At 63.2% G+C, this 24,551-nt stretch carries 18 protein-coding genes; 8 read left to right on the plus strand and 10 right to left on the minus strand.

Going from position 1 to position 24,551, the window contains the following annotated elements:
* Positions 1 to 1,235 (minus strand): OprD family porin (locus E8E91_RS22085; protein ID WP_280378829.1); only part of this gene is annotated, 1,235 nt, incomplete at its 3' end.
* A gap of 439 nt (positions 1,236 to 1,674) precedes the next feature.
* Here E8E91_RS22085 and E8E91_RS22090 point away from each other — a divergent pair.
* The 3 genes from E8E91_RS22090 (at position 1,675) to E8E91_RS22100 (ending at position 4,355) form a co-directional block, all read left to right on the plus strand.
* The gene (locus E8E91_RS22090; RefSeq protein WP_280378830.1) at positions 1,675 to 1,998 is read left to right on the plus strand and encodes a hypothetical protein; all 324 of its coding nucleotides are present in this window, start codon (positions 1,675 to 1,677) and stop codon (positions 1,996 to 1,998) included.
* Between the two features lie 180 nt (positions 1,999 to 2,178).
* Positions 2,179 to 3,678, plus strand: coding sequence for a diguanylate cyclase (locus tag E8E91_RS22095; RefSeq protein WP_280378832.1), 1,500 nt, complete (start codon positions 2,179 to 2,181; stop codon positions 3,676 to 3,678).
* Positions 3,679 to 3,680: 2 nt separating this feature from the next.
* Positions 3,681 to 4,355: a nitroreductase gene (locus E8E91_RS22100; protein WP_280378834.1), complete on the plus strand. Its 675-nt coding sequence runs from the start codon at positions 3,681 to 3,683 to the stop codon at positions 4,353 to 4,355.
* A 55-nt stretch (positions 4,356 to 4,410) separates the two neighbouring features.
* Here the strand turns inward: E8E91_RS22100 and E8E91_RS22105 are convergent, their stop codons facing one another.
* From E8E91_RS22105 to E8E91_RS22115, 3 genes are all read right to left on the minus strand, one after another.
* Complete coding sequence (locus E8E91_RS22105; RefSeq protein ID WP_280378835.1) at positions 4,411 to 6,156, minus strand: ShlB/FhaC/HecB family hemolysin secretion/activation protein; 1,746 nt, start codon at positions 6,154 to 6,156, stop codon at positions 4,411 to 4,413.
* A gap of 2 nt (positions 6,157 to 6,158) precedes the next feature.
* On the minus strand, positions 6,159 to 11,192 hold the full coding sequence (locus E8E91_RS22110) for an MBG domain-containing protein (RefSeq protein WP_280378837.1): 5,034 nt from the start codon (positions 11,190 to 11,192) through the stop codon (positions 6,159 to 6,161).
* Between the two features lie 93 nt (positions 11,193 to 11,285).
* A complete protein-coding gene (locus E8E91_RS22115; RefSeq protein ID WP_280378839.1) occupies positions 11,286 to 13,001 on the minus strand; it encodes a response regulator in 1,716 nt (571 codons plus the stop codon).
* A gap of 168 nt (positions 13,002 to 13,169) precedes the next feature.
* On the opposite strand from E8E91_RS22115, the gene E8E91_RS22120 reads away from it, so the two are divergent.
* A complete protein-coding gene (locus tag E8E91_RS22120) occupies positions 13,170 to 13,871 on the plus strand; it encodes a winged helix-turn-helix domain-containing protein (RefSeq protein WP_280378841.1) in 702 nt (233 codons plus the stop codon).
* Between the two features lie 20 nt (positions 13,872 to 13,891).
* Positions 13,892 to 14,650: a DUF429 domain-containing protein gene (locus E8E91_RS22125; RefSeq protein ID WP_280378843.1), complete on the plus strand. Its 759-nt coding sequence runs from the start codon at positions 13,892 to 13,894 to the stop codon at positions 14,648 to 14,650.
* 35 nt (positions 14,651 to 14,685) lie between these two features.
* Here the strand turns inward: E8E91_RS22125 and E8E91_RS22130 are convergent, their stop codons facing one another.
* Positions 14,686 to 14,922 (minus strand): DUF2798 domain-containing protein, encoded by a 237-nt coding sequence (locus E8E91_RS22130; protein ID WP_280378845.1) that lies wholly within the window; start codon positions 14,920 to 14,922, stop codon positions 14,686 to 14,688.
* 60 nt (positions 14,923 to 14,982) lie between these two features.
* On the minus strand, positions 14,983 to 15,696 hold the full coding sequence (locus E8E91_RS22135; RefSeq protein WP_280378847.1) for a cysteine hydrolase: 714 nt from the start codon (positions 15,694 to 15,696) through the stop codon (positions 14,983 to 14,985).
* 150 nt (positions 15,697 to 15,846) lie between these two features.
* Between E8E91_RS22135 and E8E91_RS22140 the strand changes: the two genes are divergently transcribed.
* Together E8E91_RS22140 and E8E91_RS22145 are read left to right on the plus strand one after the other, a co-directional pair.
* Entirely contained in the window at positions 15,847 to 16,707 is an 861-nt protein-coding gene (locus E8E91_RS22140; RefSeq protein ID WP_280378849.1) for an AraC family transcriptional regulator, read from the plus strand.
* Between the two features lie 297 nt (positions 16,708 to 17,004).
* Positions 17,005 to 18,597, plus strand: a complete 1,593-nt coding sequence (locus E8E91_RS22145) for an NAD(P)/FAD-dependent oxidoreductase (RefSeq protein WP_280378850.1) — start codon at positions 17,005 to 17,007, stop codon at positions 18,595 to 18,597.
* 57 nt (positions 18,598 to 18,654) lie between these two features.
* Here E8E91_RS22145 and E8E91_RS22150 read toward each other — a convergent pair whose 3' ends face one another.
* The 4 genes from E8E91_RS22150 to E8E91_RS22165 all read right to left on the minus strand — a co-directional run bounded on the left by E8E91_RS22150 (position 18,655) and on the right by E8E91_RS22165 (position 22,675).
* Positions 18,655 to 20,247, minus strand: coding sequence for a DHA2 family efflux MFS transporter permease subunit (locus E8E91_RS22150; protein WP_280378852.1), 1,593 nt, complete (start codon positions 20,245 to 20,247; stop codon positions 18,655 to 18,657).
* A complete protein-coding gene (locus tag E8E91_RS22155; RefSeq protein ID WP_280378854.1) occupies positions 20,244 to 21,341 on the minus strand; it encodes an HlyD family secretion protein in 1,098 nt (365 codons plus the stop codon). The genes E8E91_RS22150 and E8E91_RS22155 overlap by 4 nt, the downstream gene beginning before the upstream one ends.
* Before the next feature lie 90 nt (positions 21,342 to 21,431).
* Positions 21,432 to 21,845 (minus strand): cupin domain-containing protein, encoded by a 414-nt coding sequence (locus E8E91_RS22160; protein WP_280378855.1) that lies wholly within the window; start codon positions 21,843 to 21,845, stop codon positions 21,432 to 21,434.
* 80 nt (positions 21,846 to 21,925) lie between these two features.
* Positions 21,926 to 22,675: an SDR family oxidoreductase gene (locus tag E8E91_RS22165; RefSeq protein ID WP_280378857.1), complete on the minus strand. Its 750-nt coding sequence runs from the start codon at positions 22,673 to 22,675 to the stop codon at positions 21,926 to 21,928.
* Positions 22,676 to 22,921: 246 nt separating this feature from the next.
* Here E8E91_RS22165 and E8E91_RS22170 point away from each other — a divergent pair, with 246 nt between their 5' ends.
* Complete coding sequence (locus E8E91_RS22170; RefSeq protein WP_280378970.1) at positions 22,922 to 24,520, plus strand: winged helix-turn-helix domain-containing tetratricopeptide repeat protein; 1,599 nt, start codon at positions 22,922 to 22,924, stop codon at positions 24,518 to 24,520.
* The last annotated feature ends 31 nt before the right edge of the window (positions 24,521 to 24,551 follow it).

Here is a 24,551-nt window from a genome sequence, read left to right on the forward strand (position 1 = left end):
TCGATGAAGGCACGCACTTCGTTGAGGTCCGGCCCCACCTGGTTGTCGGCGCGGTAGATGGAGTTGCGCAGCTTGAAAGACAGGTCCTTCGCCGCGCCGTCCTGCACCACGTATTTGAATTGGTTGAACAGCTCGCGCTCGGTGCCGTCGTTCTCGCCGCCGGCGACGATGTCGGTGCCGCGCACGTAAGCGACCTTGTAGGTCAGGCCCGGTACGCCGTAGCCGCCGAAGTCCAGCTCGTAGCTGGCTTGCCAGGACTGCTCGTCTTCCAGGTTGAAGTCGGAGAAGTAGGAGTTGGCCACGTAGATGGTGCTGCCGCCGTCGCCGAAGTCGTAGGCGTAGCCTGCATCACCGGTGTTGCGTTGGTGCGCGACGATGAAGGCGTGGGCGCCGATGCTGTATTTGGCCGCCAGGCTCCAGATCGTGTTCTTGTCGTCCTGGCCATCGCCGCCGAACGCCAGCGCGGCCTCGGAGCCGTCGTCGTATTTGGTGCGGTAGGCATTGAAGTCGAAGTTCAGCGCCTGCTCGTCGCTGAACGGGATGTTGTAGTTCAGGTTGGCGTAGTACTTCCTGAACATGTCCTCCACGTCGGAGTGGTACAGCGCCATGCTGAAATCGTCGGTGAAAGCGTAACTGCCGCCGACCACGTCGATGCTCTTCAGGTGGTTGGGGTCGCGCGCCGGGTCGCCCATGGGGCTGTCGCCGGTGAAGTGGCCCGCGTTTAACTCCAGACCCGTGATTTCCTTGCTGGTGAGCAGCGTGCCGGTGAAGGCCTGAGGTAGCAGGCGGCTGTCGTCATGGGCCAGCACGGGCAGGTTGGGGAACTGGTTGCCGTATTTCAGCACGGTGTTGGACGCGCGCAGCTTGAGCACGCCACCAGCTTCAGAGAGGTCATCGACCGGGTGACCGTCGCTGTCGGTGTCGAAGAAGGCGGTGTAATTGCGCCCACGGCCGCTGTCCAGCTTCACGCCGAGCAAGCCGTAGGCGTCGACGCCGAAACCAATGGTGCCCTGAGTGAAGCCTGACTCGAAGGTGCCGATGAAGCCCTGGCCCCAGACCTTGGCGTCGGCGGCGCCGTCCTTGAAATCACGGTTGAAGTAGGCGTTGCGCAGCAGCAGGGTGGCGCTGGCATCTTCGACGAAACCCTTGGATTCGGACTGCTCGCTGGCAAGGGCGGGCAGGCTGATGGCGGCGGAAACCGCCAGCGCCAGGGCGCTCAGGGGATTGAGTTGCATCACGGGTGCTCCTGATGGTCGTTTTGTTGGTATTGGAAAAGGCAGGAAGGGGAGGAACTGTCGATGGCCGCGAGCCTTGAAGCTCAACGGGTCGACAGACAAATCCATTCATTGTCGTTGTGGTTGCCGGCTGTACCGGCGCGATGCGCGCAGACAGTTATCACGATGAGTTCCAACTAAAAAACTGTAAGTATCAATTTCAAATATCAATGAGATCAATATTTACGAAATTTACCTGTCGTTACGATGTGCGCGATGAAGCATGTAATCGCCAACCAACTCCGCCGGATGGTAGATGTTTCATCGAGTTACTCTCTGACTTTGGCTGCCTCTCTTGAGGTGGCCATTTTTTGTTTCCACAAGTTGCGCGGCGGAAATACTGGAAGACGATCAGGGTACGCATGATTAGCTTTGAAACCATTGTCAAGTGATTCGACGGATGGGGCTTTTAGGCGACTTAGAGGGGCTCATATATTTTCTCTCGGAATATTTAAAAGAGTTGTCAAGAGTACTTTTTGGTGATTTTTCTGGCGGCCTAACAGCTGAAGACAAAGAAACCCATGTATTGACGTTGATAGTGGCTATCGAGGTGTTTGATTTGGGCGGCCGAGTGAAATCGGTAAACTTGCCCTCGATGAAGATTTTTGCCGAGTGCACTTTCTGGTCTCCCCCAAGAATTGCACTCGGCGCCTCCACTTCATCAATCCTTTGGTTTTTATTCATGGCCGTCTTGCCCCAAGGCGGCCTTTTTTTTGGCATCTGAACTGGGGCAGCGGGTGGCCCGTCGGCCAATGCGTTTTGCGCCAGGCACAGTAGAATCCGCGCCATCCCTGATCGCCGGTCCAGGACGGGCCGTTTCAGGGGATGGGGGATGTAGAACCGTCGTGCCTTCAATACGGCGGGACCTGCAGTCCGGAAACTGGACTTTCCGCGTGGTGCCTGGATGAAGCGTGATATCCGCCTGGCCGTACTCTTGCTGTTCGTTGTCTGCCTGTCGCTGTCGCTGGCCACCGCCTGGCAGGTCTGGTCGGCGCGCGATCGCACGTTGGCTGAAATCGACACCAACAACCTCAACCTGGCGCAAACGCTGGACACCTACGCTGAAGGCATCATCACCCAGAGTGCGATGCTGCTCCTCGGCATCACCGAGCGCCTGGAGGCCGAAGGTATTGGCCCGGCTCACCTGAAACGCCTGCAGCAATTGACCGAGCGCCAGGAAAGCTGGCTGGACCAACTCAACGGCCTGGTCATCTACGACGCCCGGGGCAACTGGCTGATGTCGTCCACCGGGCTCATTCCTGAAGGGGCGAACAGTGCCGACCGCGCCTTCTTCGTCCACCACCGGGATCATCCGTCCCCGGAAATATTCATTGGCCCGCCCATCAAGAGCCGCTCCACCGGGGACTGGGTGCTCACCGTCAGCCGTCGCTTCGAGGACCACGAAGGCCGTTTCGCCGGGGTCGTCGCCGTGACCCTCGGCATCGAGAACTTCCTGCGCCTGTTCGGCAAGATCGATGTCGGCGAGCAGGGCACCATCAGCCTGAGTACCACCGGCGGACAATTGCTGGTCCGTTACCCCTACCGCGAAAAGGACATCGGCCACGACTTTTCCCGCTCGCCGAATTTCCTTCGCTATTTCTCCGGCGCTACGTCGGGCACCGCTTCCTTCAGGTCCGGACTCGACGGCACGGAACGGATTTACGCCTTCCGCAAGAACGATCGCTACCCGCTGGTGACCACCGTGGCGCTGGGCAAGCACGAAGCGCTGCGGACCTGGAAGAACCAGGCCTGGCTGATCGTTGGCGTGGTGCTGACTCTGTTGGCGATCATCGTCGCCATCGGCCGTTTGCTGATCCTCGACATCAAGCGCCGCATCGACGCGGAAGCCTCGTTGATGTCCGCCCGCGAGGACCTGCTGGTGGCCAACCGCCAACTGGAGGTACTGGCCGCCCAGGACCAGCTCACTGGCCTTGCCAACCGGCGCTGCTTCGATGAGCGGCTGGAGGCCGAAGCCAGGCGCGCCAAGCGTGATGGCATGCCGCTTTCGCTGCTGCTCATCGATATCGACCACTTCAAGGGGTACAACGATACCTACGGCCATATCGCGGGCGATGAATGCCTGCGCGCCGTCGGTGAGCAGTTGCAGCGGGGCGTGAAGCGTTCCGGGGACCTGGTAGCGCGCTACGGCGGCGAAGAACTGGCCGTGATTCTGCCGAGCACCGACGCATCGGGCGCCCTGAGCGTCGCCGAGCATCTGCTCGAACGCATCAATGCGCTGGGCATCGAGCACAGCGCCAGCCCCTTTGGCCACGTCACCGCCAGCATCGGCACCGCCACCATGCACGGTGCCCAGGCAGCGGGACGGGAACTGGAACTGATCGAAAGCGCCGACCGGGCTCTCTATCGAGCCAAGGCGGCAGGACGCAATCGCGTGGAGACCTGAGCATGTCCGTAGCTGAAATCCTGAAGAAACGTATCTCCGTCCGCGCGTTCTGCGACGCGCCCGTCACCGCGCAACAGGTCAGGGACCTGCTGGAAACGGCGCGCTGGTCGCCGTCGGGCGGCAACCTGCAGCCCTGGAAGGTGATTGCGGTGAGCGGTGCGGAGAAGCTCGCTGTGGAGCGCCTGGCGGTGGAAGCCCTGCTGAAGAATCCCAAGGGCGAAGCGGGGGAGCACCTGATCTACCCCGAAGCGCTGGCCGAGCCCTATCGCTCCCGTCGCTACAAGATCGGCGAAGACCTCTACGGACTGATGGGCATTCCCCGCGAAGACAAGGCCGCGCGAATGCGTGCGCTGTCGCGCAACTACCAGTTCTTCGGTGCGCCGGTGGGGCTCTTCTTCGTCATCGACCGCGCCATGGGCCACGGCCAGTGGGCGCACATGGGGATGTTCATGCAGTCGCTGGCACTGGCTGCGGAAGAGCAGGGGTTGTCGACCTGCATGCAGGAAGCCTGGGCGATGGTGCGGGAAAGCCTGCATCGGCACTTCGAATTGCCGGAGCATGAATTGCTCTATTGCGGCATGGCCCTGGGCTACGCGGATCGGTCGGCGGTGGTGAACAGCCTGCGCTCCGAGCGAGCCCCGGTGGAAGAGTTCGCTGTGCTCAGGGGGTTCGAGTAGACATATTTTGCCGGAGCGAGCAGCGCTCGCTCCGGCGGTGGTCCTGATCCCGTCTTCAGAACAGTTTCAGGAAGTTGAAGTAGAAGCGCGGTGCCCTGCCGTTGTCGCCGTCAATCTCCTCTGCCGACACCGAGCGCGTCAGCGGAAAGGCCACTTCCGGCGACATGTACAGGTCCTTGGCCACCTGGAAGTGCGCGCCAATTCCGGCCGAGGAAAGGCTTTCGGAGCTGATCCAGCGCGGCTCGTTGTTCCATACCTTGCCCATGTCCCAGAAGGCGTAGTACTGGGTTGGAACCTGGTAGTCGTTGAAGGTGTGCAGGTGGTTGTACTGCAGCTCGGTCTTCATGGCGAAGCCATTGTCGCCGGTGATTTCCGACGGGTCGTAGCCGCGTCCGAACTCACTGCCACCAACGCCGAACTGCTCGGGAGAGAGCAGGGCCTGGCCGAAGGAAGTCTGCGCCGTCGCCGCCAGGTACAGGTTCAGGCCATCCATCACCCCGGACAGGTCCTGGATGCGCTGGGCGTCCAGTTGCAGCTTGGTGAAGTCGGTACGACCACCCTCGCGGGAAGGGTTGAGGCGATCTTCATCGCTGGCGCCGAGAATCTTCAGGCCCTTGCTCAGTTCGGCCTTCACCAGGTTCTTGCCGCCGTAGGCATCGAAGAAGTCATAGCTCGCGCCCAGGCGCAGCGCGCGGATGCGGTCGTCGCTGGAAGGCGGCAGGTCCGGCTGGTGAAGGTACTCGGAACGTCCGTTGAACCAGGTGAAGGCTGCCGACGTCTTGAAGGTTTCGTCGCGCTGGCGAATCCAGGGGCGGGTGATGCGCACCGCCAGGGTGTCGCCGGAGCTGTTGGCGTCGAGGAATGAGTAGGTGTCCGGGAAGCCGTCGTTGTGCTGGGCGAGGAAGCTCACCACGTCGCCCTTGCTGCCTACCGGCAGCTCGTACTGACCTTCGAAGAACGTCATCTTGTTGCCTTCGATCGATTTGCCAGCGCGGACGCCAAGGTGATCTCCGTTGCCCGTCAGGTCGTTGACGCCCACGCCGCCATAGGCCTGCCAGGGCCCGAAGTAGCGACTGTCGCGGTTGTCGAAGCCGAAGAAGCCTTCGTACTTGCGAATGCGGTTTTCCACCGTGAGGTCGGTACCTGCGGTCACTGGCGAAGCGGACAGGGTGCCGTGGCTCTCGTTACCGGACAGGTCATTCATCAGCAGCAGATTGCGCTCGATGGTGGTGCTCTTCGGCGGCACTTCTTCGCGGATATTCGCGGCATAGCGCTCCATGGCCTTGTTGCTGGTGCCTTCGATGCGGACATCGTTGACCTTGCCTTCAAATACCTGGATCACCAGTTGGCCGCCTTCCAGACGCTGTTCCGGCACGAAGGCGCGCGCCAGGAGGAAACCGGCCTTGCGGTAGCGCTGGGTGATCTGGTCGGCCACGGCATTTACCTCACCGAGGGTCACGCGATTGCCTTCCAGGCGCCTGGCCAGGGCGTCGAAGGTACCTTGCGGGTAGCTGCTGACGCCTTTGATGAGCACCTTCCTGACCTGGAAGCGCGTGCCTTCACCAGGTTGGGCTTGCATCTCGCGAGGGGCGGACTGCTCATCGGTGACCACCGTTTCCGGCAGTTGCAGCGGGCCGGTCACGCCCGGTGGCGAAGCGCGGACGCCGTCGGGACCGGGGACTTCCACGCGGCCCGGGTCGAGCTGGGCACGCGGGCCGGCATTCACGGGGCCGGCGATGACGATCAGGCAGGAACAGATGGCAATCGCCAGCCGCTTCAGATTGGACGGAAGAGGTTTCATGGCTATTTCCCTCCCTTGGTATCGCGAGTCAGGTCGTGGGGAATCACGCTGCGGTTCCAGTCGGGGAGGACCAGTTTCCCGTCCTTGAACAGGCCGTTGGCGTAGGTCAGGACGTCGGTGATGTCCGGCGTGGTGCTGGTCTTGTCGCCGTAGGAGCGCGGTTTGCAGATCAGTTGCACGGCGTAGGTGCGGGCCACGGCCGGCGAAACCGTGTAGTTCGCGGAAACGGCCGAGGGCGACTCCAGCGCGGTGCAGCGGGTGTTGCCAGGTGACTGGGCGCCCAGGGGCAGGCCCAGAGGGGGTGTGGTCGCCGGCGGAGTGACCGGGTTTTCCGGATCGATCGGCGGCTGCGGGTCCACGGGGACCAGCGGGCCGGTGATGGTCAGGGTGCCGTCGCGGAAGGTCACGGTGTAATTGCTGCCGGCATCGAAGGCCTTGCCCTGGTTGATGCCGTACGCGCCGGGGTCTTCGCCTGGAGCGCGGGTCAGGGAACCCTTGGCGATATCCGCGGTGTCGCCGTTCTTCAGGCCGCTGACCTGCCAGCTGAGTGTCGGGTCGGCAGCTCCCTGAACCTTGGACTTGTCATCCGCGCTGACCACCAGGGGAGCCGGGGTGATCTGCAGAGTGCCGTCCTTGAACACCATGTTGTAATTGCTGCCCGCGCCGGCATTCAGGCCCAGGCTGCCCTGGCCGATGGCGTAACCGCCAGGCTTCACGTTTTCGCCGGCCTCGCGGTGCAGGGAACCGCCGTTCAGTACTGATGCAGCCGTTTCGCCATTCTTCAGTCCCGAGACCACATGGGTCAGGGCCGGATCGGCGTCGCCGTAGACCTTGCTCTTGTCCTGGGCCGTGATGGTGAGGGTGGCGGGAGTGATGGCCAGATTGCCGTCGACGAAGGACAGGACGTAGTTGCTGCCCTGGCCATTGTTGAGGCCCACAGTCCCCTGGTGGATGCCGTAATTGCCGACGTTCTCACCCTGGTCGCGCTGCAGCGCGCCCGCGTTCAGCACATCGCCCTGGCTGTCGCCGTTCTTCAGGCCGCTGACCTTGTAGGTCAGGTTCGGGTCGAGATCGCCATAGACCTTGGTGTGGCTGTCAGCGCTGACGGTCAGTGTGGCGGGGGTGATGCTGAAGGTGCCGTCGACAAAGCTGAGAACGTAGTTCTGCGCCTTGCTGCCAGCCAGAGCGACATCGCCCTGGCGGATGGCGTAGTCGCCAACGTTTTCACCCTGGTCGCGTTTCACCTTGCCGGGGTTCAACACGTCTGTCTGCAGGTCGCCGTTCTTCAACCCGGCCACCTGGTAGCTCAGGCTCGGGTCGAGGTCACCGTAGACCTTGGTCTTGCCATCGGCGGTAACGGTGAGGGTGGCCGGCGTGATGACGAAATCGCCGTCGACGTAGTGCAGGATGTAGTTCTGACCGCCCGTGGCGTTCAGGTCCAGCGAGCCTTGCTGGATGCCGTAATGGCCGACATCTTCGCCGGCCTGGCGCACCAGCCCGCCGTCATTCAGCACCTGTCCGGCACTATCACCACGCTTGAGGCCGTCGACCTTGTAGCTCAGCGCCGGGTCGGCGTCGCCGTAGACCTTGGCCTTGCCGTCGGCGGTGACGGTCAGCTCGGCGGGCACGATGGAGAACACGCCGTCGTTGAACTGCAGGATGTAGTTGGCGCCCTTGCCGCTGCTCAGGTCGACGCTACCTTGCTGGATACCGTAGCGGCCGACGTTCTCGCCGGTATCGCGATTCAGGCTGCCGCTGTTCAGCACCTCGCCCTGGGTATCACCGCGCTTGAGGCCTGAAACCTGATAGGAGAGAGCGGGGTCGGAATCGCCGTAGGTTTTCTGCTTGTCGTCGGCGCTGACCACCAGGGTCGCGGGGGTGATCTGCAACTTGCCGTCGACGAAGGTGAGCCTGTAGTTGCCGCCGAGACCGTTGTTCAGCCCCAATTCGCCCTGCGAGATAGCGTAGTTGCCGACGTTCTCGCCTGGCTGGCGGGCCAGGTCACCGCCGTTGAGAAGCTGGTCGCCTGTCTGGCCCAGCTTGCCCCCGGAAACGCTGTAGTCCAGGGCTGGATCGGTATCGCCATAGACCTTGGACTTGTCCTTGGCAGTCACCGTCAGCTCGGCGGGGGTGACCTCGAGGGTGCCGGTGTTCTTCTGCAGGTCATATCGCTGCTTGGCATAGGTGTCGCCGGCGAGGCTGCCGTTGATGGCGTAATCACCGACATTGGACTGCTGGGTGGCACTGGTGCTCGGTGTGCCCTGGGTGACACCGCCGCGGCCGAGTTGTGCATCGACGTAGCGATCCACGCCACGTACCACATCGGCTGCCGCATTGCTGGCGATGGTCTGGTTCAGGCCAGGGTTGGCCTCGCCGTACTCACGCTGCACGTTCTGTGGAGTGGCGCTGATGATGGCCTTGTTGCTGTTCAGTGAGATGTTGCTGTCGGACTTGTCCTGGGAGGCCAGGAACTGGATGCGTGCGGTTTCGTTGAGCTGCGCCTGGGTTGCAGGCTTGCCGTCGCTGGTCTGGATCCAGGGTTTGTCATCCAGCAGCCAGCCTATCTGCGCCAGTACGGACTCGGTGGAGTTACCCAGCTTGAAGACCAGTTGCTGGGAACTGCCGGTCTGGGCGTTGTACTGGATCTCGAACTGGTTGGAGGCGCCGGGAATGTACTCGCCGGACACCCCCCAGAAGGCCTTGTCGAGGAAGACGCCGCTCATGGCCAGGCCACCGACGCCATTCAGGGCAAAGCCCACCGGCGCGTCCACTTCGACACCATCGCGCAACACCCGGGTCAGGCCGGGTTTGCTGCTGTCGGGGAGGAACTGCCAGCTATGGCCAGCGGTGTCCTTGAAGGCGAGCCCATTGACCAGGTAGTCGGAGCTGTCCAGGTAGCGCAGCAGGTCAGCCTTGGGAATCTCGTTGCCGTGCTCGTCGCGAAGGTCCACGGCCTCGAACACCACGTAGTCGAAGGTGCTGCCGCTGCTGGGTTTCAGCTCGATGTCGCGATAAGGCTGGCCGTTGGCGATGATCTCCTGGGTGCCGATATTGGTCAGGGCGTAAGCCTTGACGCCACTGAGGGTTTCCCCGGTAAGCGGGGCGATCACGGCCTTGTCCAGGCTCGGTGCCTGGCCGCTGGCATTGGTCTGGTTGTAGCTGAACACGCCATTGCTGGCCTTGCCGGCGAGGGTGCCGGCATGGTTCAGGGCGCTGTCCAGGTGCACGCTGGCGCCTTCGACAGCGAGCTGGTTGGCGATGATGGCGGTGTTCGAGTCCTGGAAGATCGATGCGGTGTCGGAGGTCTTCAGCCAGGCCACACCGGAACCGACGTCGATAATGGCGCGCTTGCCGAAGGCGGCGTCACCGGTTTCGCCGGATTGGGCGTTGTCGATCAGGCGGATATCGCCGGTGGCACTGATATAGAGGTTGCCGTCCTTGAGCAGGATGGGCGCCTTGATGTTGACCGCGCCGCTGGCGTTGCTCTTGTCGGTGCCGTCGAAGGTGGAAATCACCCCGGCGTTGCCAGCGGAGATCAGCGCCAGGGTGGACGGGCTGGTCCGGCCGTCGTTGTCCACGGTGGCCAGGTTGGTGGCGATGATGGGGGCGTTGACGTTGAGGGTGTCAGTGGCGCGGATTACCACGTTGCCGTTGGCCAGTCCGCTGACGATGGTACTGGCCGCAACGGAGCCGCCGGCGTCGGTGGCATCGATATTGACCTCCGCCGGGTCCAGCAGCCAAGTGCCGTTGGCCTGCTGGCCACGGGTGTTCACCTTGGCGTCGGAGGTGACGGTCAACTGCTTGCCGGAGGTTTCGACCTCGCCGCCCTTGCGTTGGCCAGTGGCCGAGGCGGAACCGGAGAAATGGGTCTTGCCGTCGCTCCAGATCACAATCTGGCCGCCGTCGGTCTTGCCATCGGCCTTCAACTGGGCGCCCTTGGCCACCGTGGTCGCCTTCGACGCCGGTTCCGGGCCCTTGCCCTGGTAGCTCCCACCCACCAGCACCTTGCCGCCGGCACCCTGGGTACCCGAGGCGTCGATCTTCGCGGTACCGGCCACGTTCACTTCATCGCCCAGCACCTTGATCTGGCCGCCGCTGGTGCCTTTGGCACTGAGGTTGCCGTTGACGTTGGTGGTCGCGGCATTGCCCAGGACGATGGTGCCGCCCTCGCTGCTCACCGAGTCAGCCACCAGGTCGCCACCGATGTTGATCACCGAGTCCAGGTGCTTGGCGGCGCGGTCGGCGCTCATGGCTATAACGCCATTGCCGACGTCGATCTGCCCGGAGTTGTGCACGCCGCCGGTGACGTCACCGTTGACGCTGCCCTTGTCGCCGGGCTCGCCACCAACGGCCAGATTGATCAGGCCATCACCCTGGAAGTCCAGGGTTGCCTGCGGACCGGAAGCCAGCTTGGCGGTGCCTTTCTTCGCCTGAATGACGCCGGCGTTCTCCACCTGGGCGCCGAGCAGGGCGACCATGCCGTTGTCGTGGACCGTGATGTGGCCTTCGTTGCGCACCAGGCCCTTGAGCTGGATGTCCAGCTTGCCGGTGCGCGCGAACTCCTTGGCCTGCTCTTCGGTGACGAAGCCGGCGCTGGCGACCAGGGCATTGGCGGAGATGCGTGATTTAGGGCCGAACCAGACGCCGGCCGGGTTGACCAGGATGAGCTGGCCGTTGGAGGTGATAGTTCCGTATATCTTCGACGGATCACCGCCAAGGACCCGGTTGAGGGTTACCGAGGTGCCGTCAGGTTGGCGGAAGCTGATGGAGTTGTTCGGGCCGACGTTGAAGCTGTGCCAGTCGATGACGGTTCGCGGGGTGGTGGTCTGGACGGTCATGTCCGGGCCGCTTTGACTGATGCTCCCGCTGCCGGAAGTCACCGAACCACCCTGGGGCAGGGCGGGGTTGGCGATGGCCAGGCCGGAGGCACCGGCGCTGATCAGGGCCATGGCGAGGCAGAGTGTCTTCAGCCGGGCCGGGCAGGTGGGAGGGGTAGGGGAACCGGAGCGCCAGTGGACCAATGAGTGGAAGGACATGATGCTTCTCCATAGCGGAATCTATGGGCAAAGCATCGGGTGCGGGGCGTTTCTGCCCCATCGTGCGCCTCTGATACTGCTGTAGTGGAATCCCTAGAATTCGTCGTTTCGCGAACTACCTCGGGCAAGCTTGATCTGGATCAAGCCGGCCAGCTCGGGACGATCGGGGCTGCCGATGGACAAGGTGCCTCCCAGCAGGCGGCACAGGTGCCGAGCCAGATGGACGCGGGGTCGGCTTGCATGGTCTTCCAGGCGACTCTGCACGTTCTCGCCGGCGGGTGCGGTGAATGTCAGCTGCCAGGTCAGCTCGCCATGGGGCAGGGATGTGGCCGACGCCTCGATCCGCAGACGGGGCAGGCCCATCCTGGCGAAGTAGGCGATCAGGGTGTTGACCATTTGGCGGTAGCGATTGGGGTCGATCCAGCCCCAACACTCCTTGCGGAAGGGGACGAAGTCGGCACCCGCACGGCTGTGTTCGATGGCTTCCCGGGTGAGTCGGTTCAGCTCCATCGACTGAGGCACCATGAGGGCGGCGCCGCGTTCCAGGCGAACCGCCTCCAGGAGAATCTCGACCTTCTCGCGGATCGTCAGAACGCCGGCGTCTACCTCAGCCAGCAGGACTTCATCCGTGTTTCCCTCCCGTGCCGCTGCGATCAGGGTGCGTACGCCGTCCAGCTCGGCGATCAGTTCCTTGCCTGACAAGAGGAGCAACGCATTGCGGCTGATCTGCAGGCCTTCCAGAAAGGCCTTGGCTTCCTGCAACTGTTCCACGTGCTGTTCGTGCTCGGTGATGTCCACGAAGGACGTCATGACCCCACCGAGCGCGCCGGCCTCGTTGCTCAGTGGAACCCCGATCATGCGGAAGATGCGCCGCTGGCCATTGCGCTGGGTCGGCACTATCAACGAGAAAGTCTTGCCGGTGGCTACCCCTGCCAGATATTCCTGATAGGCCAGCTCCGCAGCTTCCGGCTCCACCAGCCCACTCTGGAAAATACGTGTACCGAGTACCTCTTCGCGGGTCTTGCCATGGGTCTGGAGAAAACTGCTGTTGCAGGCCAGCAGCCGCCCTTCGGCGTCGCGCAGGGCCACAGCGGTGGGCAGCAGTTCGAACAGTTCGGCCAGGGTATCGTCGCTGCCCAATGACGCGGCGGAATCGACGGGAGTTTTCGCGCCACCGCCGGCCAGCAAACCCCGGGCCCGGGCGACTTCCACCAGGTCCACCAGCGAATCGGTCTGGGTCTTTTCCAGCAGCCGGGTCTTGTAGGTGCTGACCGTTCTGTCGCTGATGGCCAGTTCGTGGGCGATGTCCTTTACGCGAAAACCGTGGGCCAGGTACTGCAGCACCGTGAGCTCCCGCGGGGTCAGTTTTTCGCCAATCTCGGCATCCGGGGAAAGGGTAGGCCCGTGCTCGCTGGCGGATTGCCGGACCTCGGCCGGGAAAACCAGACGACCGCCCAGGGTCATCCGCACCGCCTCGTCCAGTTCCTCCAGCGTGGCGCCTTTATGCACGAAACCGCTGGCTCCCGCCTGCAAGCAGAGGCCCTGGTAATAGGGCCCCGACAGATTGGTGAAGACCAACAGCTTCTGCTTGCGGTCGTCGGCGCGCAGCCTGCGGATCAGTTCCAGCCCGCTCAGGCGAGGCAGCTCCAGTTCCAGGATCACCAGGTCCGGGTGGGTGCGCTGGACCCGGGTAAGGGCATCCCGTCCGTCGCCGCACTCGCCGACTATCACATGGCCGATGGCGGCCAGACGCTGATGCAACGCGTCGCGAATGAACGGCTGTGGATCAGCGATGACGATGGTGCTCATGGTGCAGCTTCCTGTCTGCCCGACTAGGCAGAAAGGGTAGCAGCCAGCCGCCCGTACTACCGGCCGGCGACGGGCTTCAGACGGTTGAAGATATATCCGGCTCTCTCCACGGGGTTCGAGCCCGATTATGATGACGCCGACAACCGACACTTCGGGGAGGGCCGAATCATGGATGCAGATACCGCCGACAACCATCTCGCCGCGCTGGCCGGCGCCATTGCCGACTCTGCACGCTCACGGATGCTCTGCAGCCTCCTCGACGGCCACGCGCGCACCGCCACGGAACTGGCCGCCGTTGCCGACATCGGCGCGTCCACCGCCAGCGGCCATTTCACCCGCCTGCTGGAACAGGGACTGGTGGAACTCCACGTGCAGGGCCGCCACCGCTACTACCGCCTGGCCAACCCGCAAGTGGCCCAGGCGCTGGAAAGCCTGCTGCAACTGGCCGGAGTCCCCGCAGCGGCATTCCAGCCTTCGACGCCTTCGGTGCTGCGTCTTGCGCGCACCTGCTACGACCACTGCGCCGGCGAAGTCGCCGTGCAGGTGCACGATGCCTTGTTGCACGCCAACTGGATCGAGGCCAAAGGTCGCGATTACCGCGTCACCGAAACCGGTAGCGATGCCCTGGAACGCCTGGGCATCGACATCGATGCGGTGAACCGCCAGCGTCGCCGCCTGGCCTATCCCTGCATGGACTGGAGCGAACGCACGCCCCATATCGGCGGCGCCTTGGGTGCCGCCTTGCTGGAGCTGATGCTCAAGCGCGGCTGGGTGACCCGCCATCTGGATTCCAGGGCTCTGAGCGTGACGCCCAAGGGCTTGTCGAGCCTGTCGAAGAGCTTCGGGATGGCCGGGAAGTCCAGGGCCTAAGCGCAGGAAAAGGGGAAAGCATGACTTCAGATACTTCGGCCCCAGTGTTCATCGGCTGGGATGTGGGCGGATGGAATTGCGATAAGAACCCGGCCAGTCGCGATGCCCTCGTTGTGCTCGATAGCCAACGGAACCTCCTGGGCCGCCCTTGGCGAGGCAATCTGCGTCGTCCCATCAATCAGTCTGGGGATACAGACGCCTTCATCTCCCGGCTGCTGGGCCTTTGCGAGCTGGACGCCAATCACTTCGAATCGGCCCCCGTTGTCCTGGCCATCGACACGCCGCTGGGCTTTTCCCAGGGCTTCATCGACCTGGTGGTGAATGGCCAGGCGGCCGACGCAATCGAGGGGTCATCGGAAAACCCGTACCTGTTCCGCCGCACCGAGCGTTTCCTGTTTGAGCGCGGTTTAAGCCCTCTATCTGCACTGAAAGACATGATTGGCAGCCAGGCCACCAAGGGGATGCATGTGCTGGCGCGTTTCGCCCCAACAATCGAGTCCTGCGGGGTCTGGACGGACCAGAACCGGCTGCGGGCTATCGAGGCCTATCCCAGTGCCTGCAAGCGCTCGAACACGATGGCGGACTTGCAGGTGCAATACGGCATTGGGAAGTCATCTGACGCGGGGCATCCATCGCATTTCCACCACGCCGATCAGGTCGATGCTCTGACCTGCGCCCTGATCGCATGGCTGTTTCACTTCCAACCCGAGAAGCTCGTCCAACCCACAGCAGAAATACCCGTAAGGGAAGGGTGGATCTTTGCGCCGGTAGACGGCTGACGATGTACCGTCGGGTAGCGAGTGCCCACGCCGCTTCATGGCAGGTCGTCCTGGACAAAAACGCCTGTCAGACGCCTGACCCAGGGCGTGACCAGAAGGACGATGGGGACCATCGTGAGCCAGGACAGCAGCCAGCTGTTCATCCAGTACGACAGCAGCGGGGCGGCGGGCAGGTGCATCGGACTGGCGATGGCTGCGGCCACCGCGCAGGTGATCGCTGATTGGATGACGGCCGCGGCGTGTTGGCGATAACGGTGGGAAATCTTGCGCATGTGAACGGACTCTCGGTGAAGGACCGCGCCGCGGCCGGCGCGGTCCTGCTGCTCTGGCGTTCAATTGCCTTTCAGGCGTTCCAGGGTTTCCGCCGTGCTCCACAGCGCATTGGCGATGTAGCGGTAATTGATCAGCGCGGCGAGGTAACCGTCGCCTTCCGGCGTCGTGGGTCCTGCAGTCGCATCACGCACCACGGCCACTTCGAAACCCTGCTCCAGCAGCTCCCGCAGATGCGACTCCACGCACAGGTTCGCCGCCATGCCGGCCAGGATGATCTGCGATACACCGTGCTTGCGCAGCTGCAGCGCCAGATCGTTGGTCTCCGGGCCGTAGACCTTGTGCGGGGAGGCAATGATGGTCTTGCCGTCGAGGATGTACGGCTTGTACTCGGGCAGGAAATCGGCCCCGGAGTTCTCGAATCCTTCGAGGGTCAGCGGTCCCTTGCGGTCGAACATGCAGATGCTGTGCATGACCTTCTCCAGCGGACCGCCAAACTGCCACTCGTGGTCGCACGGATAGTAGTAATGCGGGGAAACGGCAACGGTGATATCGGCTTCCTTCGCCGCGGCGAAGAGCTGGCCGATGTGCTTGACGGTGTCGTGTTCGGTGATGCTCTTGCCGAACACACCCCAGCTCACGCCATCGGGGCTGAGAAAGTCGATCTGCGGGTCGATGACCACCAGCGCAGCCTTGGCAAGGTCGAGCTGCATGCCCGGATCGGGCAAGGCAGGATCAGTGGGGTCGGTGTAGATGGGGCTGGTCTCACGGCTCATGACGGGACTCCGGTCGGCGGTAGGGCAAGTCGTTTTCGCCGTGGCGGGCTGGAAGGCTCGTGGTTACCATCGGCGACGGTTGAATCCTAATTCCGCGTCGAATCGGGCTTTTGCCAGGACGTACCAAATCTTTTGCGGGTTGTCCCTTTTATGGATCTTCTCTCCGAATTCTTCGAGCGCACCAACCTGCAGGGCCGGCTGTTCTTCGCGGGTCCGGTGGAAGGGACACTGGTGCTGGACAAGCCGGAAGACATGGCGTTCATCCATGTCGTCCAGCGGGGTGGCATCGATATGGTCCAGCCCGGGGTGCCGAAGATCTCGATCAGCGAGCCAGCGGTGCTGTTCTGTCCCAGCAGTTGCCGTTACCAGTTGCGGTCCAGTTCCGAGCAGCCTGCGGAGCTCATTTGCGCCTCCTTCCAGTTCGGACGGAACTCCCCGGGGCCGTTCCACCTCGGGCTACAGGAAACCCTGGTGTTTCCGCTCGATACGCTGGAGCCCCTGGCGCCGGTGATGGCCTCGCTGGTAACCGAATTCCAGGGGCGGGCTCCGGGCCGCTCGAAAGCCTTGAACCTGCTGTTCGAGTACCTGTTCGTGCTACTGGTCAGGCGTGCGGTGGAGGAGGGGCGGATTTCCAGCGGTTTGCTGTTCGCCCTGCAGGACGGACGCCTGGCAACGGTGCTCAGCCGAATCCACGAAGAGCCTGAGGCCCCCTGGTGCGTCGAGGAGTTGGCGCGCCTGGCGAATATGTCCAGGTCCAGGTTCTCGGCGCACTTCAGCGAAATCATGGGCAGCTCGCCGATGGGCTACGTCACCCAGTGGCGCATGAAGGTCGCCCAGGACCTGCTGCGTGACGGCGTGCCGATCAAGATGATCGTTTCTGCGGTCGGTTACAGCTCCCAGGCGTCGTTCTCCCGGGTGTTCACCAGTGTGGTGGGTTGCCCGCCCGCGGAGTGGGTCAAGCGCGCTTCCAGTGCCGAACCCGCCCTCATCACGGCCAGGGTTCGCGGCTAAAGGCGTGCAGCGTGGCAGTAGCGGGGGAGGCGGAGGACGGACGCAACCCACCCTCGGGCCTGGCCATCTATTTAATCGAACGCTGCCTTCTCTATTTAGAATTTGCCGGCCTTTTTAGGCGCATCTAGCCTTCTGGCGCCTGAACGTGGCGCGATATCGCACGGGGGAGTCGGCGTTATCGCAGCAGTGCCTGATGCCCGGTGTGTCCGGGCTGACGTCGGCCCGGCGACAAGGCCGGTCGCTCCCAAACGTAGTTGTTCTATGCAGTCCGATACCAATAACAACGGAGATTCATAGATGGCTCGTACACCTTTGCTCAGCCGCTTGCAGGCGCTGAGCCGCCTTGCCGGCAGCACCCCGGAAACCACGGACTTCCACCAGGCATTGGCCTTGCAGCGTTCGCGCCGCGACGTGCTCAAGGCCGCAGGTATTGCCGGCGTGGTACTCGCCGGCGGCGGCCTGCCAAAATTCGCCGAAGCGGCACCGAGTGGCGGCTCGGGCAGCATCGGCGTGGCGGTAATCGGTGCAGGTTTGGCCGGCTTGAGCTGCGCTTATGAGTTGAAAAAAAGTGGGGTCAGCGCGACCGTCTTCGAGGCTTCCACCCGATTGGGAGGGCGTTGCTTCAGCAACCGCAGCACGTTCCCTGGGCAGATTGCCGAGAACGGCGGCGAGCTGATCGACGGCTACCACGTGGAAACCCTCAGGCTGGCCAAGGAACTGGGCCTGCAGGTAGATGACCTGTTGGCCTACGACAAGGCCCAGGGCGGCGAGGATATCTACTTCTTCGCGGGCCAGCGCTACGGCGTAGAGGAGGCCTTTGCCGACTTCCAGACGATCCAGGCACAGCTCGCCAGCGAGGTGAAGGCCGCACCATTCCCGACCTTGTGGAACAGCTATACCGCGCGCGGTCAGGTGCTGGACAAGATGAGCATCACCGAGTGGATCAACCGCTACGTGCCCGGCGGCAACGCTTCGCGCCTTGGCCGCCTGCTCGATGTGGCCTACGAAATCGAGTACGGCGCGGCCTGCAGCGAGCAAAGTGCGCTCAACCTGATCTATCTGCTCGGCTACTCCAGCAAGCAGAAACTGGAGATGTTCGGCGAGTCCGACGAGCGCTATCACATCCGTGGCGGCAATGACCAACTGGTCAGTGGCATGGCCAGTCGCCTCAGCGAAGGCCAGATCAATCTCGGTCACGAGCTGACGCGCATCAGCCTCAATCCGGATACCAGCTACAGCCTGGATTTCAACACCAGCAAGGGCCCGCGCCAGGTGATCGCCCAGCGGGTGGTAATGGCCATTCCATTCAGCATCCTGCGCAGCAGTGTCGACTATTCCGCGGCCGGCTTCGATGCGCGCAAATGTCTGGCGATTGGCAGCATGCCAATGGGCAACAGCAGCAAGTTCCAGTTGCAGTTCCGCCAACGCATCTGGCGTCAGCAGAACAGCAATGGATCGAGCTATTCGGACACTGGCTATCAGGACACCTGGGAGGTCACTCGCGGTCAGGCGGGCAGCGAAGGCATCCTGAACAACTTCACCGGCGGCGCGACTGCGGTGGCGATGAACAACGCTTCGCTGGACATCAAGGCGGGGCAATTCCTTGGCCAACTGGAGCGGGTGCTGCCAGGCATCACCAACGAGTGGAACGGCCGGGCCATTCTCAATTACTGGCCAGGCTACCGCTGGACCAAGGGGGCATACGGCTATTACGCGCCGGGGAACTACACGGCGTTCGTCGGCTATGAAGGCACCCGGCAGGGCAACTGCCACTTCTGCGGCGAGCACACCTCGATCGAGTCCCAGGGCTACCTGAACGGCGCAGTCGAGACCGGCCAGCGCTGCGCCACGGAGATACTGGCCGACCTCAAGGTCGTGCGAATCGCTTGAGTTGATCGCCAGCGTGATGAAGGGGTATGCCGACAAAGGCATGCCCCTAATGCTGACTCAGGCGAGCGCTCGCTCAGCCCGGCGTTTCGCGTGTTTCGAGAGCCCGATCTTGATGCCGACCAGCACCGGCGCGGCGAAAACGAAGAGCAGGGCGACTGCGTTGAACGCGGTGTCGAAGGCAATCACGGTGGACTGACCTGTCACCACCCGGCCCAGTAGGCTGGTGGCTGCACGGCTAGCGGCCAGCGCATCCATCCCTTTCGCCGCGAGCATCGCTGTGGTGGTGCTCAGTCGTTCGATAACCGCCGTTCCCCCGGCGGTGACGTTAGCGCCGAGGACCACGTCATTGGCGACGATGTGATGCTCGATCAGCGTCTGGAGTACCGCAACGCCCATCAGACCGCCCAACTGGCGGCCGGTATTGAACAGGCCGATGCCGGCGGCAAGGTTTCGGCTGTTGAGCCTGGTGAATGCAATCAGCGTGATCGACAGGAACAGGAAGCCGAGGCCCAGGCCGCGCAACAGGATGGCCGACATCATGTCGGCCGTGTCGCTTTCGTTGGTGGAGCCGGAAAGCATCCACATGGCCGTCATGATCATCAGGATGCCAAAGGGCACGGTGGCGACTGGAGGCACGCGGCGGGCCTGCATGAGAAAGGCGGCAAAAAGGAGCGCGCCGATGAAGAGCGCGCCGCTGGGCAACAGCAACACGCCAGCATCGGTAGGGGTGAACGCGAGAACGGACAGGGCGAACGCGGGAATCAGGAACGCGCTGCCGAACAGTGCGGCACCGGCTACGAAACTGACGATGAAGGCGAAGGTGAAGTCTTCCGATTCGAACAGGGTGAAGTCGAGCAGGCCTCGGCCATTGGCGAGCACTTGTTGGCCGAGGAAGGCGAGCAGGGCGGCCACGCCGGTCAAGGTCAGCCAGAGGACGCGAGGCTCTTCGAACCAGTCCCATCGGCTGCCCTGGCTCAGGACGTAGGTGAAACAGAGGATCACGATGGCGATCAGCGCCGAGCCGAGCCAATCGAAGGGCCGCTGCCGCGCCTTGGCGGGTTCTGGGGCGTCTGCAATCAACAGAAGCCCGACGGATGCAAGGGCAAGCGGAACGGCGCTGAGGAAGATCCAGGTCCAGGACTGGCTGTCGATCAACCACCCCTGCAAGGCCGGCGCGAAGGTGGCGGACGCGACGACGGCGCCCATGGCGAACAGGGCCTGCAGGAGTGGCTGCTGGTGCCGGGGATAGGCGAAGAAGATGAGCGTCTGCCCTGCCACCAACAGGGTGCCGCCGGCGAAGCCCTGAATGATGCGAAGCGCGATCAGCAGGTCCAACCGGGCGGTAATGGCAGCCAATCCGCATGCCAGTCCCATCACCAGGGTTGCGCCGATGATCAGCTGGCGTGGCGGGTAACGGCTCAGCAGCCAGGGGGCGGTCATGAACCCCAGGAGCTTCAGCGCGGTGTATCCGACATCCAGCCAGGCGAACTCATCCGGCGTTGCGTAGGTGTCGCCGATGATGTCGCTGCGTCCCAGGGCGAGAACGGTGCTGGCAATGGCTTCCGTCAGCGTGGCAAGCACTACGCCTAGCAGCAGAACAATGCTGGTACGGGCTTCTACGCGGCTCGAAAGGGTAGCGACCATGGTCATGAGCCTGCCCCCCGTTCGATTTCGACCCGCGCGGACAGGCCCGGCACGATACGGCCCGGCAGCGGATTGTTGACGAAGCGGATCTTCACCGGAACGCGCTGCACAACGCGGACGAAGTTGCCGGTGGCGTTGTCGGTAGGGAGCAGGGTGAATGCCGAGCCGCTGCCGGGGGCAAAGCTGTCGACTACCCCTTCGATCGTCCCATCCGGGTAGCCGTCGATGGTGATGCGCACGCTCTGGCCGGGCTGAATGTGTTCAAGCTGGGTCTCCTTGAAGTTCGCCACCACCCACACGTCGTCGACCGGGACGATATCGAGAAGGGAAACGCCGGGCGTGACGAAGCGTCCAACGCGGACCTGGCGGTTGCCGACGACGCCATCGACGGGCGCGCGCACGACGGTGCTGTCGAGATCGATCTGGGCGACTTCGAGCGCTGCCTCTGCCTGCGCCACCGCAGCCACGGCGGCTTCTCGCTGCGCGACCAGCACAGCGATGCGTTGATGCTGGGCTTCGACCGTCGCCGACGCGGCCGATACCGCCGCCTCTGACCTGAAGCGTGCCGAATCGCTCTCATCGACCAGGGCCTGGCTGACCGCGTTGCTGCGGATGAGCTTGTGGCTGCGGTCGTGGGTCTTGATCGCCAGGTTCATCTCGGCCACGGCCGAGCGCTTCTGGGCTTCGGCTTGGCGAATCAGGGCACGCTGAAGCTGGGTCTCCGCATCGACATTGGACAGGCGCGCCTCGGCCGCCTTGACGTTGGCCACCGCTTGCGCGAGCCGTGCCCGGTAGTCCCGATCGTCAATGCGGAACAGGACATCACCTGCCTTGACGGCCTGGTTGTCCCGGATTTCGACCTCGGTGACATAGCCACTGACCTTGGCGGCGAGGGAGGTGACGTCGCCACGGACGTAGGCGTTGTCGGTCGACCTCGCCCCACTGTAAAGCGCCATGATCGATCCGCTGGCCACGACCAGGATGGCGCTCGCAAGCAGCAGCAAGCCAACCACCTTTTTCTTGTTCGGCCGCGCCGCTGCGACACCGGTCCCGGAGCTTTCGCCGGTTGTGCTGGCGACCTTGTCCTCACGCGCTTTCATCTCTCATTACCTGTCGAATGCCGATGAACCCCGGCAGCCCCAGGAGCAAACACCTGCGGGCTGCCGAGAATCGATCAGCGCGTTGATCGGTTACTTCCTGGCCGGTGTGACGAGCTCCTTCTCGTTGCTGTCGAGAACGAACACCGCCAGCAGGCGTGCCGGTTCCGTGTCACTGGCGTTCGCACTTACACCGTGAAAGGAGCCAGGCTCTTCAACAAAGTTTTCCCCGGCCTTGTAGACCTTTTCCGGGGAACCGTTGACGCTGCTGCGAATGGCGCCCTCCAGGACCGTTGCATAGATGAAGGCCGACTTCGGATGGGTGTGGGACGGTGACCCGGCGCCGGGCGCGTACTCCACGAGCACGCCCCTCATGCTCTTGCCGGGAACGTTCGGGATGGGGCGGTCGAAGACCACTGTCACCTTGCCCGGGGGCCGGTCACCGGCAGACGCTGAGGTGATCGAGAGCGCTGCAAAGGCAGCGGCCAGGAAAGCTTTTGTGAACATGACAATTCTCCTGCGCGTGCATCTGTCGTGAAGGCGCGACCTGTACGGGTCTACGCCTTCCTGATGTGCCCTTGCGAGCGTCAGGCCACCGACTTGGCGAGCCAGTCCTCGAAATGGATCGCACCGAGGCGCGGGTTCATGCCCGGGGTCAGCGATTGATCGTCGAGCAGGGCGCCGAAATAGCGGGCATGCACGTCCGGTACGACCTTGCGCGTGTCTTGGGTTCCGCGCAGGAAACGCCGGACCAGTTCATCGATGGGCATGGCCTCAGGGCCGGCGACTTCGAGCGTGCCATTGACCGGCGCTTCGAGGGTGACGTCGGTGAGGGCCGCCGCTACGTCATCGGACGCGATCGGTTGGATCAGCGCCGGCGATACATGCAGCTCCGTGCCAACGGCGAAGGACTGGGCAATGCCGCTGACGAATTCGAAGAATTGCGTCGCACGCAGGATGGTGTAAGGGATGCTGGACGCCTTGATGAGGTTTTCCTGCGCAACCTTGGCCCGGAAGTAGCCGCTGTCGGGAAGGCGCTCGCTGCCGACAATCGAAAGTGCGATGTGATGGCGGACGCCAGCGGCAGCTTCGGCTGCCAGCAGGTTGCGGGTGGAGGTTTCAAAGAAGTCGAGAACAGCCTGGTCCTCCCACACCGGGGCATTGGCCACGTCGACGACGATCTGCGCGCCGTCCATCGCCTGGGCCAGACCCTCGCGGGTGATGCTGTTCACACCCGTGTTGGGGGAGGCCGCGAGCACGTCATGGCCGCGCTCGCGGAGATTCTTCACAAGTTTCGAGCCGATGAGGCCGGTGCCTCCGATGACGACGATCTTCATGGTTTCGCTCCGCTTCTACCGACGGCAACCATTGCCGTCTGTGTAGGGGGAGAGTGCGCGCGTGCTTCAGGGAAGTCCTTGTGGCGGCTTTGAATTGTCCTTCGGGAAAGCTTGGTTTTTCGTCCAAGGAAGCCCTTGTCGTGGACGGTACAGCCAGTTACCCGCTGCCGTGTTATCTATATCAGCTTCCAATCGCCAACCGCCTCGGACACGGAACCGAAGGCGCTCATCCAGGGGATCCTGACTTTGCAATTCATGTTTGGAGACTACGTGCTCGACCAGGGGCGCCGGGAGTTGACCTTGCGCGGGCAAGTCGTGGCCGTCGGGCCACAGGTCTTCGATCTGCTAATGCATCTCGTCAGGAACCGCGATCGCGTGGTCAGCAAGGACGACCTGCTCCAGACGGTGTGGAGCGGCCGGATCGTCTCGGAATCGACTATCACCAGCCATATCAACGGAGTTCGCAAGGCGATCGGCGATACAGGTGAGGAACAGCGCCTTGTTCGCACGGTCGCCCGCAAGGGTTACCGCTTTGTCGGCGAGATCAAGGTCGGTGATTCGGGGGAAACCCGACAGCCCGAAGGGCCAGAAATCGACGATCCCGTACCCGCCGAACCGAAGGAAACGCCCCCATCCGTGCTCGTCCTGCCGGACAAGCCTTCCATTACCGTCCTGCCGTTCCAGAACCTGGGCGGGGATCCTGAGCAGGACTATTTCGCCGACGGCGTGGTGGAGGACATCATCGCCGCCCTGTCGCGTATCCGCTGGCTGTTCGTCATCGCGCGCAATTCGAGCTTCACCTACAAGGGGAGGGCGGTGGACATCAAGGATGTCGGCCAGGAGCTCGGCGTGCGCTACGTGCTGGAAGGTAGCGTGCGCAAGTCCGGGAACAAGGTGCGTATCACCGGGCAGCTCATCGATGCGACGACCGGGATGCACATCTGGGCGGAGCGATTCGAAGGAACGCTCGACAACCTCTTCGACCTGCAGGATCAGATCGCCGAAAGCGTCGTCGGTGCCATCGCGCCGCAGCTCGAACGGGCGGAAATCGAGCGCGCCAAGCGCAAACCCACGGAAAGCCTGGACGCCTACGACTATTACCTTCGCGGAATGGCGAAGCTGCACAACGGAACCCGGGAGGCCATCGAAGAGGCGCTACTGTTGTTCTACAAGGCCATCGAGCTCGATCCGGAGTTCGCCTCGGCCTATGGCATGGCCGCCTGGTGCCACTTCTGGCGCAAGTTGAATGGCTGGATGATCGACCGAGCGCGGGAGATTGCCGAAGGTGCCCGGCTGGCGCGATTGGCGGTGGAGCTTGGCCGCGACGATGCAGTGGCGCTGACCCGCGGCGGACACGCACTGGCTCATCTTACTGGCGATCTCGATGGCGGAATCGCGCTCATAGACAGGGCACGGTTGCTCAATCCCAACCTCGCTCCGGCCTGGTTCCTGGGCGGAATTCTTCGGGCACTTCGCGGGGAAAGAGACTCCGCGATCGACAACCTGACCCATGCCACGCGCTTGAGTCCGCTGGACCCGGAGATGTTCAGGATGCAGGTGGGGATGGCCCTCGTGCACTTCTTCGCCGGGCGCTTTGATGCCGCTACGGACTGGGCGGAGAAGGCCTTGGGGAACCTGCCCAGCCTGCTGGCTGCGGCTGCGCTGTTGGCGGCCAGTTATGCGCATCTCGGGAGAATGGAGAAAGCGAAGCTGGCGATGCAGCGGCTCCAGGAGCTGGATCCCTCTTTGCGTATATCCAGGCTAAGGGATTGGTTGCCGATTCAACGGGCGGAGGATCTTGCCCTGCTGGCGGATGGTCTGCGGCTGGCCGGATTACCGGAGTGATGAAGCCGATCCGGTAGGGTGCGCCGCGCAC

It is taken from the genome of Pseudomonas sp. BN515 (assembly GCF_029873155.1).
In the GTDB taxonomy this organism is placed as follows: Bacteria; Pseudomonadota; Gammaproteobacteria; order Pseudomonadales; family Pseudomonadaceae; genus Metapseudomonas.

Bases quoted from the DNA above. Each gene is read 5' to 3' on its own strand.
- E8E91_RS22090 (WP_280378830.1), top strand. From the start codon at position 1,675: ATGGGGCTTTTAGGCGACTTAGAGGGGCTCATATATTTTCTCTCGGAA.
- E8E91_RS22095 (WP_280378832.1), top strand. From the start codon at position 2,179: ATGAAGCGTGATATCCGCCTGGCCGTACTCTTGCTGTTCGTTGTCTGC.
- E8E91_RS22100 (WP_280378834.1), top strand. From the start codon at position 3,681: ATGTCCGTAGCTGAAATCCTGAAGAAACGTATCTCCGTCCGCGCGTTC.
- E8E91_RS22105 (WP_280378835.1), bottom strand. From the start codon at position 6,156: ATGAAACCTCTTCCGTCCAATCTGAAGCGGCTGGCGATTGCCATCTGT.
- E8E91_RS22110 (WP_280378837.1), bottom strand. From the start codon at position 11,192: ATGTCCTTCCACTCATTGGTCCACTGGCGCTCCGGTTCCCCTACCCCT.
- E8E91_RS22115 (WP_280378839.1), bottom strand. From the start codon at position 13,001: ATGAGCACCATCGTCATCGCTGATCCACAGCCGTTCATTCGCGACGCG.
- E8E91_RS22120 (WP_280378841.1), top strand. From the start codon at position 13,170: ATGGATGCAGATACCGCCGACAACCATCTCGCCGCGCTGGCCGGCGCC.
- E8E91_RS22125 (WP_280378843.1), top strand. From the start codon at position 13,892: ATGACTTCAGATACTTCGGCCCCAGTGTTCATCGGCTGGGATGTGGGC.
- E8E91_RS22130 (WP_280378845.1), bottom strand. From the start codon at position 14,922: ATGCGCAAGATTTCCCACCGTTATCGCCAACACGCCGCGGCCGTCATC.
- E8E91_RS22135 (WP_280378847.1), bottom strand. From the start codon at position 15,696: ATGAGCCGTGAGACCAGCCCCATCTACACCGACCCCACTGATCCTGCC.
- E8E91_RS22140 (WP_280378849.1), top strand. From the start codon at position 15,847: ATGGATCTTCTCTCCGAATTCTTCGAGCGCACCAACCTGCAGGGCCGG.
- E8E91_RS22145 (WP_280378850.1), top strand. From the start codon at position 17,005: ATGGCTCGTACACCTTTGCTCAGCCGCTTGCAGGCGCTGAGCCGCCTT.
- E8E91_RS22150 (WP_280378852.1), bottom strand. From the start codon at position 20,247: ATGACCATGGTCGCTACCCTTTCGAGCCGCGTAGAAGCCCGTACCAGC.
- E8E91_RS22155 (WP_280378854.1), bottom strand. From the start codon at position 21,341: ATGAAAGCGCGTGAGGACAAGGTCGCCAGCACAACCGGCGAAAGCTCC.
- E8E91_RS22160 (WP_280378855.1), bottom strand. From the start codon at position 21,845: ATGTTCACAAAAGCTTTCCTGGCCGCTGCCTTTGCAGCGCTCTCGATC.
- E8E91_RS22165 (WP_280378857.1), bottom strand. From the start codon at position 22,675: ATGAAGATCGTCGTCATCGGAGGCACCGGCCTCATCGGCTCGAAACTT.